General features: G+C 51.4%; 24 protein-coding genes and 4 pseudogenes. 9 read left to right on the forward strand and 19 right to left on the reverse strand.

All coding sequences use genetic code 11. The annotated features are described in order from the left end of the window. Nucleotides 1–83 precede the first annotated feature (83 nt). Complete coding sequence (locus tag E6P06_RS17255; protein WP_000506745.1) at nt 84–416, reverse strand: hypothetical protein; 333 nt, start codon at nt 414–416, stop codon at nt 84–86. Between the two features lie 78 nt (nt 417–494). On the opposite strand from E6P06_RS17255, the pseudogene E6P06_RS17260 reads away from it, so the two are divergent. Further along, nucleotides 495–587, forward strand: a pseudogene (locus tag E6P06_RS17260) (DinI family protein); the annotation flags it as partial. On the opposite strand, the pseudogene E6P06_RS17265 reads toward E6P06_RS17260, so the two are convergent. The 17 genes and pseudogenes from E6P06_RS17265 to E6P06_RS17350 all read right to left on the reverse strand — a co-directional run. Further along, nucleotides 587–1,864 (reverse strand): annotated as a pseudogene (locus E6P06_RS17265) (phage tail tape measure protein); the annotation flags it as partial. The pseudogenes E6P06_RS17260 and E6P06_RS17265 overlap by 1 nt on opposite strands. Before the next feature lie 141 nt (nt 1,865–2,005). Beyond that, the gene (locus tag E6P06_RS17275; RefSeq protein WP_000661045.1) at nt 2,006–2,275 is read right to left on the reverse strand and encodes a phage tail assembly protein; all 270 of its coding nucleotides are present in this window, start codon (nt 2,273–2,275) and stop codon (nt 2,006–2,008) included. Further along, nucleotides 2,275–2,631, reverse strand: coding sequence for a phage tail tube protein (locus E6P06_RS17280; protein ID WP_049015471.1), 357 nt, complete (start codon nt 2,629–2,631; stop codon nt 2,275–2,277). Before E6P06_RS17280 ends, E6P06_RS17275 begins: the two co-directional genes overlap by 1 nt. Next, nucleotides 2,631–4,124, reverse strand: a complete 1,494-nt coding sequence (locus E6P06_RS17285) for a phage tail sheath subtilisin-like domain-containing protein (protein ID WP_139935484.1) — start codon at nt 4,122–4,124, stop codon at nt 2,631–2,633. The genes E6P06_RS17280 and E6P06_RS17285 overlap by 1 nt, the downstream gene beginning before the upstream one ends. Continuing rightward, nucleotides 4,121–4,303 (reverse strand): DUF2635 domain-containing protein, encoded by a 183-nt coding sequence (locus E6P06_RS17290; protein WP_046671236.1) that lies wholly within the window; start codon nt 4,301–4,303, stop codon nt 4,121–4,123. The genes E6P06_RS17285 and E6P06_RS17290 overlap by 4 nt, the downstream gene beginning before the upstream one ends. Before the next feature lie 7 nt (nt 4,304–4,310). Next, the gene (locus tag E6P06_RS17295) at nt 4,311–4,871 is read right to left on the reverse strand and encodes a hypothetical protein (protein WP_139935485.1); all 561 of its coding nucleotides are present in this window, start codon (nt 4,869–4,871) and stop codon (nt 4,311–4,313) included. After that, nucleotides 4,871–5,374 (reverse strand): hypothetical protein, encoded by a 504-nt coding sequence (locus E6P06_RS17300; protein ID WP_109862846.1) that lies wholly within the window; start codon nt 5,372–5,374, stop codon nt 4,871–4,873. Before E6P06_RS17300 ends, E6P06_RS17295 begins: the two co-directional genes overlap by 1 nt. Then, nucleotides 5,349–5,762 (reverse strand): phage head closure protein, encoded by a 414-nt coding sequence (locus E6P06_RS17305; protein WP_139935486.1) that lies wholly within the window; start codon nt 5,760–5,762, stop codon nt 5,349–5,351. The genes E6P06_RS17300 and E6P06_RS17305 overlap by 26 nt, the downstream gene beginning before the upstream one ends. Next, nucleotides 5,759–6,082, reverse strand: coding sequence for a head-tail connector protein (locus E6P06_RS17310; protein WP_139935487.1), 324 nt, complete (start codon nt 6,080–6,082; stop codon nt 5,759–5,761). The genes E6P06_RS17305 and E6P06_RS17310 overlap by 4 nt, the downstream gene beginning before the upstream one ends. 73 nt (nt 6,083–6,155) lie before the next feature. After that, the gene (locus E6P06_RS17315; protein ID WP_139935488.1) at nt 6,156–7,373 is read right to left on the reverse strand and encodes a phage major capsid protein; all 1,218 of its coding nucleotides are present in this window, start codon (nt 7,371–7,373) and stop codon (nt 6,156–6,158) included. A gap of 9 nt (nt 7,374–7,382) precedes the next feature. Further along, nucleotides 7,383–7,982, reverse strand: a complete 600-nt coding sequence (locus tag E6P06_RS17320) for an HK97 family phage prohead protease (RefSeq protein WP_045888755.1) — start codon at nt 7,980–7,982, stop codon at nt 7,383–7,385. Further along, on the reverse strand, nt 7,975–9,384 hold the full coding sequence (locus E6P06_RS17325; protein WP_168199050.1) for a phage portal protein: 1,410 nt from the start codon (nt 9,382–9,384) through the stop codon (nt 7,975–7,977). Before E6P06_RS17325 ends, E6P06_RS17320 begins: the two co-directional genes overlap by 8 nt. Next, a pseudogene (locus E6P06_RS17330) lies at nt 9,381–10,206 on the reverse strand (DNA N-6-adenine-methyltransferase). The gene E6P06_RS17325 and the pseudogene E6P06_RS17330 overlap by 4 nt, the downstream one beginning before the upstream one ends. Then, the gene (locus tag E6P06_RS17335; RefSeq protein WP_048221270.1) at nt 10,203–11,069 is read right to left on the reverse strand and encodes a conserved phage C-terminal domain-containing protein; all 867 of its coding nucleotides are present in this window, start codon (nt 11,067–11,069) and stop codon (nt 10,203–10,205) included. Before E6P06_RS17335 ends, E6P06_RS17330 begins: the two are co-directional and overlap by 4 nt. Continuing rightward, nucleotides 11,059–11,238 carry a DUF4222 domain-containing protein gene (locus E6P06_RS17340; RefSeq protein ID WP_003034732.1) on the reverse strand — a complete coding sequence of 60 codons (180 nt, stop codon included), beginning with the start codon at nt 11,236–11,238 and terminating at the stop codon, nt 11,059–11,061. The genes E6P06_RS17335 and E6P06_RS17340 overlap by 11 nt, the downstream gene beginning before the upstream one ends. A gap of 172 nt (nt 11,239–11,410) precedes the next feature. Continuing rightward, entirely contained in the window at nt 11,411–11,962 is a 552-nt protein-coding gene (locus tag E6P06_RS17345) for a YmfL family putative regulatory protein (protein ID WP_053390030.1), read from the reverse strand. 28 nt (nt 11,963–11,990) lie between these two features. Beyond that, complete coding sequence (locus E6P06_RS17350) at nt 11,991–12,188, reverse strand: Cro/CI family transcriptional regulator (protein WP_115601843.1); 198 nt, start codon at nt 12,186–12,188, stop codon at nt 11,991–11,993. Nucleotides 12,189–12,287: 99 nt separating this feature from the next. Between E6P06_RS17350 and E6P06_RS17355 the strand changes: the two genes are divergently transcribed. Beyond that, nucleotides 12,288–12,944 carry a LexA family transcriptional regulator gene (locus tag E6P06_RS17355; protein WP_115602402.1) on the forward strand — a complete coding sequence of 219 codons (657 nt, stop codon included), beginning with the start codon at nt 12,288–12,290 and terminating at the stop codon, nt 12,942–12,944. A gap of 334 nt (nt 12,945–13,278) precedes the next feature. Here E6P06_RS17355 and E6P06_RS17360 read toward each other — a convergent pair whose 3' ends face one another. Beyond that, nucleotides 13,279–13,470, reverse strand: coding sequence for a hypothetical protein (locus E6P06_RS17360; RefSeq protein ID WP_096757391.1), 192 nt, complete (start codon nt 13,468–13,470; stop codon nt 13,279–13,281). A 312-nt stretch (nt 13,471–13,782) separates the two neighbouring features. Between E6P06_RS17360 and rdgC the strand changes: the two genes are divergently transcribed. The 7 genes and pseudogenes from rdgC (at nt 13,783) to E6P06_RS17395 (ending at nt 17,382) form a co-directional block, all read left to right on the forward strand. Continuing rightward, a complete protein-coding gene (gene rdgC, locus E6P06_RS17365) occupies nt 13,783–14,700 on the forward strand; it encodes a recombination-associated protein RdgC (protein WP_085049599.1) in 918 nt (305 codons plus the stop codon). Nucleotides 14,701–15,085: 385 nt separating this feature from the next. Further along, on the forward strand, nt 15,086–15,625 hold the full coding sequence (locus tag E6P06_RS17375; protein ID WP_046669975.1) for a hypothetical protein: 540 nt from the start codon (nt 15,086–15,088) through the stop codon (nt 15,623–15,625). Continuing rightward, nucleotides 15,613–15,789 (forward strand): hypothetical protein, encoded by a 177-nt coding sequence (locus tag E6P06_RS27665; RefSeq protein WP_001253787.1) that lies wholly within the window; start codon nt 15,613–15,615, stop codon nt 15,787–15,789. The genes E6P06_RS17375 and E6P06_RS27665 overlap by 13 nt, the downstream gene beginning before the upstream one ends. Beyond that, a complete protein-coding gene (locus tag E6P06_RS17380) occupies nt 15,786–16,040 on the forward strand; it encodes a hypothetical protein (protein WP_139935489.1) in 255 nt (84 codons plus the stop codon). Before E6P06_RS27665 ends, E6P06_RS17380 begins: the two co-directional genes overlap by 4 nt. A 2-nt stretch (nt 16,041–16,042) precedes the next feature. Beyond that, nucleotides 16,043–16,256: pseudogene (locus E6P06_RS17385) on the forward strand (ead/Ea22-like family protein); the annotation flags it as partial. A 227-nt stretch (nt 16,257–16,483) separates the two neighbouring features. After that, nucleotides 16,484–16,777, forward strand: coding sequence for a hypothetical protein (locus E6P06_RS17390; protein ID WP_139935490.1), 294 nt, complete (start codon nt 16,484–16,486; stop codon nt 16,775–16,777). After that, nucleotides 16,774–17,382 (forward strand): hypothetical protein, encoded by a 609-nt coding sequence (locus tag E6P06_RS17395; protein WP_139935491.1) that lies wholly within the window; start codon nt 16,774–16,776, stop codon nt 17,380–17,382. Before E6P06_RS17390 ends, E6P06_RS17395 begins: the two co-directional genes overlap by 4 nt.

Here is a 17,382-nt window from a genome sequence, read left to right on the forward strand (position 1 = left end):
TAAATACATAATAAACAAAATTTGAATGCAAATATAAAGAGATCTATTGCCAATCTTCGGAATTTTTCTATCGTACATATGTCTCAAAACTGCGCCAATGCCGCCTCAAGAGATATCGCAGCATCAGTGCTGTTGATAAAGTGCGTCACCCGCCTCATAACCTCAGCCTCTTCAGCTGCATCACCTTCGATCGCTTCGCCGTCATCCGTGATTAACGCTTTCCCCCTAAGCTTCGCAAACTGCGTCCGACCTCCGGACAGAATCAACAGCGCATCACCCTGCTGTGGGCGCGTGACCGGGACGATGATCGCATAACCCGCCGACGTCTCGAGGATGCGACTGTCGGGAGTCATGCAGACACTGGCTGGCGTAACCCGCTGCTCTATATAGTCGGTAGATGGTGAAGGAAAGCCCATGTTTACGCCCTCTCTTGAATGCTGGATAAAAACACAGTATAAATACTGTATACCCATACAGTAAAGGAGCAATGAGCAATGTTCGTGGAACTCGTTTATGACAAAAGGAATTTTGATGGTCTGCCCGGTGCAAAAGATATCATTCTGGGCGAGTTGACCAGGAGGGTTCACGGGGACATTGATATAGTCTTACTCACCAGACCTAAAGCAAAGTTAACTCCCATAAACCCAAGCTTTAAAGCAGCAAGACCAGCAACAAGGCCGACTACTCCCCTGATTACATCAGGATTTTTCTCGGCAAAGTTAGAAAATTTTTCCCCGAGGTCACCAAGCCAAGTAACAATCTGTTTAGTGTCCGATGAAAAAGCACCACCTATAGCTGCGAGTCCATTTGTAGCTGTCCCTGTCATTGCTTCCCAGAGATTTGCCAAGGTTCCAAGCTGCGCCTCAACACGTTTGTTTAGGCTGGCTTGCTTGTTCATTTTTTGTTGAACCTGGTCATAGCCGTCTTTACCCTTATCTATAAGGGCGTTAACTACCTGGAGTGTTTCCGCATCATCACCAAACAGGGCTTTTAACACTCCTGTTCGCTTCACATCAGTTAATTTTCTGAGTTTCGATAACTGCGTAAACATTTTATCAATACCACCGAAACTGCCTTTGCCATCGGTGAAATCAAGATTCACGCCGAGCTTTTGACGTTGCAGTACTTTATTGACGCCATTGACTTTCTTGATGTCTAAACCGGACTGGATAACTTTGCGAAGTGCGTTGCCGGCTGACTCTCCCTGCATACCCATCTGGTCCATCATGACGCTGATCGGAGCAAGTCCCTGAGCGGCTTTCAATCCGTCCTTATTAACCATCTTCAGAACTGAGCTGGTTTTGGTGAAAAACGACAACATGTTGGTGTCATCGACACCAAGGTAAAACGCTTTCTGGATGGTATCAAACAGCCCCATCATGTCATCTGATGCGGTCCCTGTTGCGTCCTGCATTTTTGCGGCGAATTCTGCCGCTGCTTCAGGTGTTTTTTTAAGCTGTACAGCAAGGTATGCAGTCGCTTTGCCTACCCCACCCAGAATGTTTTCTGCCGGAATACCCTGGCGAACAAGCATCTGCATCATGTTCTGAAAATCAGCAGTCGTGCCAGGTAACTGATTCCCAAGCCCAACAGCCAGTTTGTTTATTTTTTCAAAACTATTGCCGACTTCTCCGTTCGCCTGCATCATCGCGACCTTCAGCCCAGTAGCCGCATTCTCCTGATCCGCATAGGCTTTAAGCGATACAGTCAATCCAGCAGCCAAACCACCAGCCAGCGCTAATCCACCTTTTGAAGCTTCCTCTGCCTGGCGCTTGAAACCACGGATATTTTTCTGCATCCGTGAAAGCGCAGGAGATAGCTTATCTACGCCAGTAATCAGAGCCTTAAGCTCAAATTCAGCCATTGCCTTTCTTCTCCTGCTCTATCCTGTTTGCCTGACTGACCAGCAGCGGAATCTCACTGATTGGCATTTTCAGCAGTTCAAATGGGTTAATGCGCCAGTAGCTGGCGCAGTCAAAAAAACGATCAGTGAGATAATCAGCCGTCAGGCCTGGAGGAAAAAACCAGCAACCAGCCAGCCTGCGCTATTCAAATCACCGGGTTTCATCTGATCTACCGTACTCAGCGGTACATTTGCCAGCCGGACAATGTACTTCGCGATAATGTGCGCCTGCAGTTTGATGGATTCATCCTGATTCATCTGGTACGGATAACCAAGCTCACGGACGTCTTTACCAGTCGGTTCGTTAAACTCCAGGACGCTAATCGTTTCGCCATGCGCGGTTACTGGATGTTTCAGCTCAAGTTCTTTCATTACTGGTAATCCCCTTCTTCACCGTGGAATTCAAGATCTGCCGTACCTTCTTCGGCGTTGTGGTTTGCCTCACCGTGTAGCCAGGCAGACGACAAGACATAAACCTGACCGTTTGCCAGTTCGGCGGTAATGGTCATCTGGTCTGAAGTCGTTACTTTGCTAACCGGAAAATCTTTCGGCACTTTGAAGGTGCCTTTGATATACGGCGCGCGGTGCGTTTCTTTACGATCCACCGAGCCATCAAGGCCAATAACATCATCATTGACCTTAGTATTCATCGGCACCTCAATACCGCCGGTCATGGATAATTGCTGACCATCAATTTTGAAATAACAAGTACCTGCAATGCGCGGCATTATGCGGACTCCTCTTGATACTGAAGGCGGAACTGGTTAAGCACAGCAAACACGCGGAGCTGGTTGATATAATCAGGCGGATACAGCACATTGATGCGCGTCGGGGTGTTGGCATCTCGCTCTACGATCAGATACTTCTTGAACAGATCGTAATTTTCAACAATGCCTTCACGCTCCATCTGGCGGTAAGTCGCCAGCAGTTCACCCTTAATTACCGCTGGAGTAACAATTGCCTGACCGGGGCCGAAGCGGGTACCATCGTTCGCCAGCTTATGGCGACCGTACTTACTGGTTATGATCGACTTCAGGCGGCGCAGAACATAGGCGCTGGTGTGCAACGTTTCACTGTCGAGATAGCTGTTATCCGTCACACCATAAGCGTTTTTCTTATAAGTGGTGATATCACGCTGGATGCGTAGAGTGCCGCTTTCGGTGTACGACGTGGCGATACCATGCGTAAGCAGAGACTGTTGCTCTGAGGTGATGAAGCGCTTGCCTGTCGGCGGTGGCAGCATACCAACCAGTTCGCCAGTCTGCGTTGGTCGGGCCGGATCGATGCGCAGGAACACCGCCGCCCTCGCCGTACGACTGGCCGCCAGTTCATCAGGATTCGACTGTACAGTTTTTTCATAACCCGCCAGGGTGAGATGCTGATCGTTAAGCATGTCACCAACAGTGATCAGGTCGCTGAGTCCCGCAATTTTTGCGGTGTAGACGTGTCCATAGATTTGCCGCAACCAGCTCCAGCGACCGCTGGTATCGTTCATTTCCTGCGTGAAGGTATTAATTGAAGCCGTATCGTTGAACGGGTGTCCGATATAGTCGAAGGGCTCATCCCCCATTGCTGCAATAACACCAGTCAGTGTCGGTGCTCCTGCCCCCGGCGTATCCAGGTCAACGGCGATTTGCACACCAGCAGGCAGTTTTTCACCACCACTGAAACCGCGATAGTTGATACTGACAGGAATGTCGTTTGCCCAGGTCCCCTTATGCCGCGCCGTCAGAGTCACCACCCCGGCAACTGCGGCCGCAGTGAATGGGGTCTGCCCATCTGCTGTAATTGCCGCTGCAATCGCAGTAGCTACATCAGATACAGTATCGCCAGCAGTCACCACGGTCTTAATCAGTCGGGGGCCGACATAAAGACTGACCACACCTGATTCAGTGGCCGCCCCTGTCACCGCCATTTTAAATGTTGCCACCGTACCTGTATCCGGAACAGCAATCACCCAGAGTTCACCAAATGGGTCGGTTGCACGGTATGCCTCGACCATGCGCGCCAGCTGACTGCCAGCGCCACACTGCTGAATGGCGTAGTCTTTCGACGGCATGATGATCAACTGGTTCGTTGCGATGCTGGCGCCAGTATTAGCGTGGCCAATCAGCAGCGATGGCGCGCTGGTTTGCGCAGTATTCGCCGCACTGTTGTCCATCTCAGCGTAAAACAGCGGAACGCGGAGATCGGAGGGAATAGTATTCATGGAGACAGTCATTTAGCGCTCGCCTTTTTTACCGGTTCAGCGTCGGTGTCTGGCTGAACAATTTTGATATCACCGTCAATCTCCCGACGGTACCAGTACTGGCTTTCGTCGACATTTCGCCCCTCTTCGGGTAAAAGGTCGCCGCGGGCCGGGTCATGAACAGCCCGCCCTTTCATGGGTTGTACAAACATGGTTTCCTCAGGTGGGGAGAGTGATTTCGGTGTGGTGATCGATCTTACCGTCTGGCCCGGTGCCGGGATCGATAAAGTCGACATCAATGGACAGTGTTTTGAACTCGTCAAGTGCGTTCAGCTCGTCGAACTGGCGTGTATCCTCTTCACCAAGTTCAGTCTCAACAACAAAATCAAACTGATAACTGAGCTCGTGGCGATTCACATCAAGGAGTGTGCCGCCGTCATACACTATCGAATTACATCCCTCTTCCGGGTTCCAGCCCAGCAGCGCTTTAAAGAGCGCCTGACGAACATCGTGCACAACATCGAATGATGCAAACTGGCCGCGCTCGTCACGGCTGTTGCTGACAAACACGATGACGGAAAAACCTTCACGTATCGCTTGCCAGTAATCCGTCATGCTTTTCTGCTCACCCGGTGAATCGTCACCCGGCACGACATACGCGGCGGGCAAAATCATCTTCCCGACGTCGGGCAGATCCTTAAACTGCGCAGCACCCGCCACACGATTCTGAAAATCCGGGCAACGCGCCCGTAGTGCTGCAATAATCGGGGCCAGTTTCATCAGCGTCGCCTCTCCGGTTTGAGTGATAGCCGCAGTTCACGCGTCAGGTAATAACGCGTCCACGGGTTGTTTTTGTTGAGTGTCTCAACCATAAAATTATTACGCGGTGCCAGACGCCAGCCGCTACCACCAGAAGCGCCACGGTGATGACTACGCCGACGTTTTGCTCCACCGCGGACACCGTAGAAGAGAAATGCCGGGTAAAAATCGCCGGTGATGAGCCGGTTCCCCTGCCCATTCCTCTGGTTCGGTGCAATACGTGCCATAAACCCCGGCCTCCGCCCGCTTGCTTTAGGCACCATGTAACCGATGGATTTAGCCAGGCGGCCTGTCTGGTAACCGGGGTTTTCACCAGGTTCAGAACGACCACGGCGCATCACCAGACGGCGCGCGTCGCGCATATGGCGCTGGCCGATGGTGACAAAAGCACGCCGAACGCGCGCGCGGTTGAAGCGCATTTCGGTCGGCTGCTGAAAATCAACGTGTAAAAAGGGAGTTGCCATTACCGTTCCCTCCTGTTGAGGCTGGTTCCGTGCCCAGTTCTGTACACTCAAGCAGCAGATATCGCCTCTTACTATTCAGGTCCCGCGCCCGCTTGACCCGGTACACCAGATCGTTAAGCACAACCTCGAAGTCAGTGGTGATCCCGCGGCGCCAGCGGACAGTGATGTAATGAGTGATCGCGTTGTCGGTCTGAGCCGTTTCCTGGTAAGTGGTTGCACTGGTCTGGACAACCTTTGCCCAGACCGGAAAAGACTCGGGGTAATCAGGACGGGTACCGAGATCAGCCGCTGGTACATCGACCCTTTTCCGGAGCAGCACCCGTTTATCCAGCTCACCCGGATCGGGAAGCAGGTAGGTCGCGCTGGTTTGCGCCTGGCGAAGTTTCATAGCGGTATGAACCGGTAGGGGCCGACAAGCCAGGTGAATGACTGCGGCATCTCTGTTTTTTCGACTTCTGAAACAGATGAGCGGTTTTCGTAAAAGTGGGTGGCCAGCAGCAGCATCCCCAGCCGGATATCGTCCGTCATAACAAGCCCGTCAGGATCGGTATCCGGGACGCCAGCATCTGCTGCATACAGAGTCCGATTAAGAAAGCTCACCGTTCTGGCCTGAACCGCATTCCCTATCACCGTCAGCAACTCATCCTCTTCCGTGTAATCGTCCTCAAGCCGCAGCTGGAGCTTAATTTCACTCAGTTTAAGCAGCATATAAATCTCCATGCCCGCCGGATGACGGGCATAAAAAAACCGCTTACGCGGCATCTTTCCCAGGTGGTCTTTATTACGGCGCTTTACCCACCAGCGCTTTAATGGCTGCGGTATCTTCCAGCACACAGTCGAAGCGGTGGAAGGCAAGGAACGCGGTCTGATCATATTCGGCGTAGCGTTCAACCAGACGCTTCAGCGTCATGTAGGCAACGCGGCGCACCACGAAGCGGTTAAAGTCCCCCAGGTAGATGAATTTTTTGCTGGCGGCCGCATTGTCGATGGCCTGATCGATAACATACGGAATACCCAGAACCGTCGCCGGAGAGCCGCCGGCAATATCTGGCAGCCACAGTGGACGGCCCTGTGCATCTTCCATTTGCTCGATGCTCTGCAGCGTCGCGTCATTGAATGCCCAGCGGAAAGATGGACCGCCACGATACGCCGGATCGAGGGAGTGAATCAGCGAATTCATATCCTTCCAGTTGAACGCCGCCGCAGCTGAAGACTGAGTGGTGCCCGTTACTGAAGCAGCCAGGCCCTTAGGCTGAACTGGTGCGCCGACACCAGTTCCCTGAACGAGATATTTAGCCTCGCCGCGGCCAATACGTTGTGCAATACGGCCAGCCAGGTATGCCTCGATGTCAACGCCACTGTCCTGCAGCAGTTCGTTAGAAACGCGGATGATTTTGGATGACAGCTTTTTGGCACCCAGGGTCGCCGTGCCGAACGTCACATCACCTTCAGTGGCTGCAGAATTTTCAGCGAGCAGTTCGCCTTCTTCAGCGGTACCGTCAGAAGTGGACCAGGTAATATCCTGACCGTTCGAGGTATTGAGAATCTGGGCAACACTCGCGATCCCGCCGTAAGCCTTCATCGCATCGATGATGGTGTTACGCATCTGTGTAGGTACGGTATAGCCACCCTTATCATCAGGGGTGGTGCCCTGAGCACGCAGCTCTTTAACAGCCTGACGTTCTTCAGCAGTCAGCTCACCGAAGCCGTGGCGCAGGAGACGATCGAATGCTGCAGCGCGGCGTACTTCTGCCTGCATTTCAGGACTTTCCTGACGCTGGCGCTGTTCAGGCTCCTGTTCATCAACAAAAGACTGATCATGGCGGCGCAACTCTTCTTCACGAGCGATACGCTCATCAAGCGCGTCCAGTTCGGATTTTGCGGCGTTCCACTGAGTGCGCTGCTCTTCGGTCCAGGTGGTATCACCAATTTTATCGTGCAGAGCACGCATATCAGTGGCGATGGTGTTACGTTTTTGCTTCATTTCGTGCAATTTCATAGTTTTTCCTTACGCGTTAAGAAGAGTCAGCAGGCGCTCGCGCGCCATTCGTTGGTTAATGGCTTGCGCCAGCGCGCCGCTGTCGCGCGCCTCCTGCCAGGCTTTCATGGATCGGATGCCAGAATCAGCCTCCTGATACGCCGGATAGGTCACCGGGCTGACATCAAAAAGGCGTGAAAAACGGTTAATTTCGCGAATGACGATCCCCTCATCGTCCTGGTACCAGTTTTCACCGTCATGGGCGATACGGAATGCGAAAGATGACTGGTTGATATCACCGCGCATCATAGGCGCCAGCACGAGGTCACGAATGGTCTGGGTGTCAGGGGCCGCGATGTCGTAGCGAAGCCCTTTATCATCGACGCTGACGCTCAACGTACCGGAAGCGCTGCGCCCGAGGATAAAGTTCGGATCATGGTTAAACAGCCCGCGGATATCGTCACCCAGTACGTCATCGAAAGCGCCGGGCTTAATAATTTCGCGGAAACCCCAGAGGGGTTCTGATCGGCTGTTAAACACCGATCCGTAACCGATAATGCGCGTGGGCTGCTCCCCCTGCTGTTCGGCACGGACCTCACCGCTGTAACAGCGAGTCTCGCGATCACTCATCGGTTTTTTCCTCTTCGGTTTTGGTGGTTTTGAAACTGTCTGCCGGGTTGGCGGCGTTGACGCTTACAAGCATTTCGTCCAGGCCATCGACCGGATTCATGTCTTCGAAAGCGCGGGCTTCGTTGCGACTCATCCATCCATCAGTAATGGCGAAGTGATAGAACTGTGCACGCTCCTGTGGGGTGCCGCGCAGCAGGCCCGTCAGGTTAAAGCGGGAGTAGTAGCCTGCGGCTAACTCCGCCCGAGTAAACAGACGCCGGTTTAGCTCCTGCTCCCAGTTCGTCACCCACGGCATCATTGAGTAGCGAACGAACTGAATCGCCTGCTGTGTGATGTTGCTGAAGGTGGCTTTTTCGAGGTCGTTGATCATGTGTGCCGGCACGTTAAATATTCCGGCGATCATCGAGCGATTGAGCTTGGACATATCGATTATTTGAGCGTCGATCGGTGATACTGTCAGCGCTTTGTAGTCCAGGTCCGCAGGAAGCAGCATCGTTTTATTTTCCTGGCTACGCAGTGCAAGCGCCGCTTTCTGCCAGACCTTCTTGAGCCTTTCCCATCCTTCAGATTTAATCTCGCCTTTAACAGTAACAATCCCGGCAGGGCGCGCGTTACCGCTAAAGAAGCTCTCGGTGTATTTCTGCCCACTCATGCCCATGCCAATTGTTTCGGCATGCTGCATCACTGGACTCAGGCCCATCTTCTGGTTATTGCCCAGCGCACGGATGTGAATCATGTCATCTGGACTGATGGCAAACGCGCCATCCTCGTTATACAGACCGTAGGTGTATCGGCCACCGGTATTAATCAGCGTGGTTTCCCAGGGCATGCAGCAGTCAAGGGTGGTAACCTCCCCGCGGCGATTACGTTTAACCCAGGTGTATCCATTACCCCAGCCGAGGATGTGGCGCTGTTTTAGCTCTCGCCATTTGTAGCTGGTTTGCCAGGTGTTTGGCTCATCGTGAACCAGGTAAAACGCCGGATGATCACGCGCAGGCTCAACCTTGCCGTTGTGCTTTCGCATGACGTGCAGCGGCATCTGGGCAAGATTTGAGGACAGTACATAAATGCAGGCGTATACCGCGGCCAATTTCATAGCCGTTTCAGGGCTCACATATACATCAGCCCTGACACCCGCATGCGTCAGCGCGTCAAACAGGGCTTTGTTGTAATTATCGATATCCCGGCGGCGCGCATCCGGCGGGTACAGAGTGATTTCTACCGCTGCCAGTTCAGTCGATGGCTTCGGGAGACGTCGTAATTGCTCAATGATCGCCACGCAGGCAGCGCTTTGGTATTTACGGCCATCAGCGCTAATGAGGTGACGACCGGCCAGCGGCCCCTTGTTAGGGGCGCGCCAGTAAGTGTTCACGCTCGGAGGAAAAGGCAGGACCAGTTTCACGCAGCCTCTCCCCGCATATTGCGAACAAGTTCAGAAGCAGCAGTAATGATTTCGCTGGTGGCAGTCCGCTCCAGCCAGAGTTGATTGATGTTGGCTTTCAGCTTGTTCTGCTGTGATTCATCCAGCATGTCAGCGCCGTCTACCTGGTCGAATACAATTCCAACCTCCAGCGGCCAGATACGGGACTCGGGAAGCGGATCCGATACTGGTTTAGCTTTCTCACGGATGTGCATGCGGATCTGGCGAATATTGGACCAACTGGAAACATCCAGGCTTCCCATAGCTGCAATGAAATCAGTACTGTTCATGCCATATTCACCAGATGCTTCAAGGGCAACAGTCCGAATACGTTCCGACATATCCAGGCGCGCAGCAGCGTCATCGAATTCAATCGACAACAGCCACTCATCCACACCGAACAAAATACTCTCACGAATAAGCAGCTTCGCTTTATCGATCGTTAATGGTGATACCTGAGTGAATTCCGGTGCTTCGACAGAATCCGCCGCCCAGGTATGCCCAAACTTCGATTCACTGAATGTGTATTCTTCTTTACGGTGGGTTGCCATAACCTGCGCCGCCCAGTTCTGCCAGACGTTCAGACCAGTCCTGCGTCAGCGCGTTATCTTCGGCGGTGTACCAGACCGGGCACTTCGCGTTATCGTCGTCAGCAAACAGATCCAGCGTCAGGGGGCCGAACATCGCATTGATGCCCCAAAAAAGCAGATCTGGTGTTCGCCACTGATCGCCAACCTCTTTCAATTCATGGGCTGGTTTGCTGCGCAGTGCTGCCAGCGCCTGGCAATATTTATTTGGCATCATGAGCGGAACCCCGAATTTTCTGGCAGTGAGTAGTCAACATTTTGGAAGTTTGCGCGGCTGGCTGAGTTAGTCGCCCATTTACCGTTAACGCGTTCAGGTCGCCCAGCGGCAGACCATTTGGTCGCGCTTTGCAGGTAACCGGGGAAGTTTTTTGGAATAAACAGAGTTGCCGGGCGGAGGTATTGAGCCTGCTCGCTATCACGCCAATCAGCGTTTTTGTAATCCACCACAAGGCACAGATCATCAACCGTGAATTGTTCCCGAAGACGGGCGCGAATATTCTCCAGCGACGTGCTGCATACCTGGTAGCGTGAGCCAGTAGTCTGATTCAGGTAAGACAAAACCTGTCTGGCCTGATCAGTAATCACAACCTCAGGGTCGGGTTGCGCCGCAACCGGACAAGAGGGTTTTGAAGTTACTTGTGGATCTTGTTTTGATTTTACTGACGGATCCCCGCCAGATTCTGACGGGTCAAAACCTCCGTTTTTGCCAGATTTCGACGGGTCAGTTTTTGAGGCGTCATATTTTGATGCGTCAGATTTTGACGTGTCAGAATCTGACAGTTGAGAAAATGCGGCAGTCTGAAGTTTCGCCACATTCAGCCGATACACGTTCGAAGCATTACGGTTACCATTACGGCGCTGTGTACGTGTGAGCCAGCCATCTTTTTCAAGCTTTGCGATTGCTGTTCTGATAGTGCTCGGGCCTGCGCCAAGCTGGCGAGCAATAGTTTCAATTGACGGCCAGCACACACCTTCATCGCTGCTGAAGTCAGCAAGGCGAGCCATGATCGCAACACTAGACAACTTCATGCCCGACGCTGCGCAACCATCCCATACGTAGCCGGTTAATTTAGTGCTCATGATCGTCCGTTATCTCCCTGAACTTTTGCCTGAAATGCTCAAGTGGGCTGAAGCATTCGTGTGGATAGCCATCTCGCAGGTAGATAACGCGCTGCGTTTCTGGCTCCCAGCGGATAACACGGACTGGCACTCCGCGGTGATCTTTGAACCTTCGGTTAAGTTCGCGCACAGGCGTTTTGCCCTCCGATAGTAGACCCCCACAATTACGGCAGCCTGGCTGTGGTTACATGACACCCAGCGATTTGATACTTTGCATTCATACCGAAACAGCGGAAGACCCGGCACCGGGATCATTCGTAGTTGCGGTAAGTGAGGATTTACGATTAAATTGCTCATGCGGATTATTTCTCCATACTCGAAGAGTTGTTCGCCAAGGCGCCCGGAGCTGCACACTCGCGGGCGTCACTCTTTTCTGGAAGGCAATAGACTCGTGAAATCAGGTTCAGAAACGTCATAAGCGTTACCCGGAACTGGTAGGCGATTTCGTTCAGACTGTCCCACTCACCTTTATCAACCACGCCATCATCGATGTATCGACGGTATGCGTTGACCAGATCCCCGAGCCTGCCCACCAGCTCAGCCAGCTTTAAGCCAATCTCTTCGTTCTCTGTTTCTGGTGCCGCGCCCGGGATATGGATCCCGTTATCTGTTTGACGAGAAAACGCGTCAGCTATGTAGCTAACACCGGCTGCTTTCTGTAAAACCATCGCCCACCCCATAGGGAAGATCTGATCACCATCTACGCGGAGGCGGTTAAACAGTGCGTTCTCTGTTACCCCCAACCATTCCGCCGCTTCGGCGTAGCCACCAGGCAGATCGGTAATCGTCTTTTTAATCGCTACCACCAGCCAGATTGGCTGACGTTCAACTTTCCAAATAGGTTCGTTACCCACGGTTAACCCCTTAATTCTGTGGTTTTAATCACGCAGCCGAATGGCTACGCTTTTCATAAAGTGATTGGTCAACTTTCAAATCACCTTTCGTCAGCGCTTGGATCTCAAATGCTCGTCCCTTTGGAATAATTTCATCCCAGCCCGACACGGACGCATGAGAGATATTCAACGCCTTAGCGGTTTTCCCTACGCCACCGAAGTAAGAAATAACGTCATTCTTTTTCATTTTTCCCTCTGGAGTTAAGTAATGCAGTGCACTGATAGTAGGATATCTTACATTAAATGGTCAAGCACTCCTACATCAGATAATGGTAGGATTGCCTACATGAAAATGAATGATCGAATCCGAAGCAGACGAAAAGAGCTAAAGATGACGCAATCTGTCCTGGCAAAGCTTGTCGGGGTTAATCGCGTCACCATCACCGGTTGGGAATCCGGTGACTACAAACCGGGTGGTGAAAACCTCCAGGCGCTTGCGGCTGCACTAGAAAAGACGCCGCAGTGGTTACTGGAAGGAAAGGATGATGGAAGTCAGCAACCACCAACCATGGACCCGGAGCAAAGATTCGGAATTAGGTCAGTTCCCGTTCTCACATGGGTACAGGCCGGGGAATGGACGGCCAATAGCGGAACGATCACAGAGCGGGACATTCATGACTGGGTCTATACTTCGGCTGCCGTTTCTGAAAGCGCATTTGCACTCATTGTTCGCGGCGACTCGATGACCAACCCTACAGGTGCACCAAGTATCCCCGAGGGCTCTATTGTCGTTGTAGAGCCTGATTTTGGTGATGCCAGTCAAGCTAATGGAAAAATTGTTATTGCACAGCTTCTGGGAAGTGATGAAGCCACTATTAAAAAGTTCGTCATTGATGGGCCGCTGAAATACCTAGTACCCCTCAACCCCAATTACAGGATTTTAGAAGTCAATGGCAACTGCCGATTGGTAGGGCTAGTAAGACAAGTAATAATGGATTTATAAGAAAACCGGGAATACCCGGTTTTTTTTCGCCCCTCAATGTAAGTTATCCAACATTTCCCCTTGACCTCAAATAGTAAGTTATCCTACATTATTCACATCAACAGCGAACAGGCAGGACGCCCACGAAGTAGCCGCCGGTGGCGTATGAATAACCGGATGATTCGCAGTTTATCTGATAGACCAAAGGGGGCGACAAGTGGGAACGGTTAGAAAACAGGAAGATATCTTGCTGATTAGCTCTGAAATTCTGGGGGTTTTGAAGAGCGAACTCTCTGCACGTGGCATTGAGCCCACTCAAGAAAATTTAAGTTGGGTTTTATCGATTATCCAAAAATCACTTAAACCCAGCCTCAGCAAACTTTTTGTCGAGTAGCGCTTCGAACTTCTCGTAAAGCTTGCTTATGTCGTCCATCGGGTTTTCGGACGTGCTGTAATTTTTATCTGAAGTCATGGCCGCGGTCTGGTATGCGGTATGGGTCTGAACTGATAGCTGGAACAGATACAAAATTTTTTCTTCTTTGGTCATTTTTATTTGCTTCTTGGCTGTGTGAGAACACCAAGATACCACCGCGCCTGATGTGGTTAAAAGCAGGCCAAAGCAATAACAAGTAACTCCCTGTTCTGGCGGCCCGGTGTTTTCCCGTTTGTCCGGTAACCGCCAGCCTTTTTCAGGGCACAACAGAAAAGGGCATCACCGGGCGACGGGCTCATAACCCAATCCACCCGGGCAAAAAGAAAGCGGTCTCTGCAAGCCGCCGACCAATGCAGGTGCCCTTCTCTGTTGTGTATGGAGAAACTAACTTTTTAGCGCCGGTGCAGAGGCGTTGAGGAACCGAGAATGAACAATCCGTTTTTCAAAAATATGTTGGTGTATCGCCTTAGTCGCGATTTCACCATCAACCAGGAAGAGCTGGAACAGCAGCTTGAACTATTTCGCTTCACTCCATGCGGTAGCCAGGATATGGCAAAAACCGGTTGGGTATCACCACTGGGTCAGCGGTCAGATTGCTTGCATCACACTGTCAATAATCAAGTGTTGTTGGTTATTCGCCGGGAAGAAAAAATACTGCCATCTCCTGTCATTGCTGAAGAACTGCGCAAGCGTGTGTCGCGTCTGGAATCCGATCAGGGGCGTCGCCTCAAAAAAACTGAGAAAGATTCGCTGCGTGATGAAGTGTTGCACTCCCTGCTTCCTCGGGCGTTCTCCAAAAACTCGACTGTTAGTTTGTGGATCAACGTCACCGACGGTCTGATCATGGTTGATGCAGCCAGCGCTAAACGTGCCGAAGACTCACTGGCCCTGCTTCGTAAAACTCTCGGTTCTCTCCCGGTGGTACCGCTGACTATGGAAACGCCGATCGAACTAACTATGACCGAATGGGTTCGTTCCGGTAGTGCGCCTGCTGGCTTTGGCCTGGGTGATGAAGCCGAACTGAAAGCTATTCTTGAAGATGGCGGTATTGGACGCTTTAAAAAACAGACTCTGGTCAGTGACGAAATTCATGTGCATCTGGAAGCTGGCAAAGTAGTTACAAAACTGTCTATCGACTGGCAACAGCGCATTCAGTTCGTTCTTTGCGATGACGGCAGCATCAAACGCCTTAAGTTCTCTAATGAGATTACTGAACAAAACGACGATATCGACCGTGAGGATGCGGCTCAGCGGTTCGACGCTGACTTTGTTCTAATGACCGGCGAGCTTATCTCTCTCATTAACGGATTAACAACCTCTCTCGGCGGCGAAGCCAAGCGATAAACACCAGGCAGCAATTACCCCATAAGCATGGGTTGGGTTGCTGCACTCCAAATCTGGCGAAGGTTGGTTCGGAGGGCAGATGAATCATATCGAATTTATTGAGAAGAACGTCAGGGAAATCCTTATAAAACAAGGCTTTTCTTCTTCAGTAGCGCAGGGGGGGCATGGCAAGCGATTGATTTATATAAGCGCATGTCACAAGCCAGTAAAAAGGGTGCAATTTTTGATGACGTGATGAGGCATGCGAAAGCATGGGCAGATAAACAGGTTTCGAAAACTGAAATAACGAAAAGTAAACGCAATCAACCTAAAAACCAAGGTGGTCTGTTTTAAATATTCAGGCCAATAAGTTTGCGCGGTGCAGCGCGCCAATATGGAGAAAACCATGAGCTACATTCAGACATTATCCGGTAAAAAATTTAACTACCTGACCGCCACAATCGACGATATCGATGTTGAGGATATCGCGACTGCTCTTTCCAACATCTGTCGATTCGCTGGGCATCTGCCAGAGTTCTACAGCGTAGCCCAGCACTCTGTGCTTGTAAGCCAGATTGTGCCGCCAGAGTTCGCCTTTGAAGCGCTGATGCACGACGCTGCGGAGGCATATTGCCAGGATATTCCAGCCCCGCTCAAAGCCTTGCTGCCTGACTACCAGCGTATGGAAACTTATATTGATGGGCTTATCCGCTTTAAATTCGGTATCTCTCTTGAACAAGCTGCTGTCGTGAAATATGCCGATCTAACCATGTTAGCTACCGAGCGCCGTGATCTGGAAATCGATGACGGTTCGAAGTGGGAAATTCTCGAAGGTATTCCCTGCTCTGATCTCGTTCAGGTTATCCCTCTCCGTCCTGGTCAAGCCTATGGCCTGTTCATGAACCGCTTTAACGAACTGGTGGAGCTGCGCCAATGCGCCGCATGAAGGTAAAAGAACTCGTTGCGGAGGCTTTTGCCTCCGTTGCTGAACTGCCACCGAAGCATGCACCGCTTATGCGCGAAGTCGCCACCAGACTGGAAGCTACGTTCGCAGCATTAAAAGAGTCTCTGGTGCAATTGGAACAGGAACGTAAAGGTAAAACGCCATGACCGTATTTGAATATCTCCAGTCTCATCCGAATACCACCAGCGGTGAAATCGCCAAAGGTATGAACAAAAAGACACCCGCGGTCGCTGGCGCATTATCGCAACTCTATGGCACCGGCCGGATCGTGAAGTCCGGTGTTCGCAAGGGCATTCCAACATACCGTGTTAATGATATGCCATTTGGGTGCAGTAACAGCCTAACCATGATGTTTAACCAGCTATTAAATAGAGCCAGACAGGAATCAGCCCAATGACAGCACTCAACAAACAGGCGCTGCTAATCGAAAACGGCCAACTTGTTGCTGATACGCTACGCCACTTAGCCGATAACGAAATCGATTCTGATTATTTTGCTATCACCTCAACGAATGAGAACGGCACTGAAATTGATCATGAGTTGGTTATCACTGATTACGCTCTACAGGCTGCAGGAACAGTAGACGAATTAGTTAGAGCACTGGAAGCTGCAAATGAGTTGGTAGAGCTTCAGCGATTCAAACTTGAGCGACAGGCAGAAGATTTACACCAAGCCAAATCACTGGAAAGCATCCACCGAGATAATCGCTTCGAAGTAGAACGAGAGTTCCGTGACTACAAGGACCGCGCTGAAAGCAACCAAATGAGGCTGTCGAAAGAAGTGTGTCGCCTCGAAGATGAACTGCAGGCCGCTGGCATTGGCGTGAAGGGAGAGTGAGATATGTGGCGAGGAACGAATCGCGGCGGTAGCCAGATGATACTCACTTCCTACGAATACGACCCAGAAACCAAAAAATCAAAGTCGGTTTACCTGCTACGGCATCACAGCAAAGTTAAGCAGACCACGCTTGAGCAAAAACTTGTTGTTGAGAACGATGCGTTTGGTCGGTTTAAACCGATGGTCGAGCTTGCCGACTTTCCAGAAAGATTAAGCGAACGAGAAGCGATGCTGAAGCTGGCCGACTGGCTACACCGACTTGGCGTGGCGATTGAAGATAACTGGAGCACACCATGACAACTAACCACCCGGCGCACGGTCCTGTATCACTCGATCGCCTGCACCAGATACGCGAAATACTCAACAAAGCAGCAGCTCAAAGCGATGGCGGTAATCTCGGCTACGCAATGGCTGATGCTGTGAAGGTGATTGATGGGGCTATAGCAGTGTTTGGTGCTGAGCCTGTGCTTTATGCCGCTGAGGAAACTCTGGCTTATGCCAAGATGGGTGAACTTCATCTTAAGTGCCTGTCTCAGCCAATGGGAGATGCTGTGATTCCGCTTTACGTTCACCGCCAAGCGACTGACGAAATTGGCTCATGGAATAACCACATGAACACGCCTACTGCTCAGGCTGGCAACTCTCCGGTAACTCAGGATGGTTACGTGCTGGTCCCGAAGAAACTAACCGCTGAGAACGGCGCAAAAAGAGTGCTGTCCGGTGAGTTTTCAGAAACGAAATTTATAAACTGCCCAGAGTGTTTTGGTGATGATGATTGCGAAACCTGCGACGGAAGCGGAAGAATTGAAATCACCGTTCCTGTCACATGGACGACCATCAAAGCTATTTGGGCTAAAGGTGTCGAACATTTCGCAGCAGCACCGCAGCAGGAGCATGTATAA

The organism is Citrobacter sp. CF971, from assembly GCF_006385635.1.
GTDB classification, from domain to species: Bacteria; Pseudomonadota; Gammaproteobacteria; order Enterobacterales; family Enterobacteriaceae; genus Citrobacter; species Citrobacter freundii.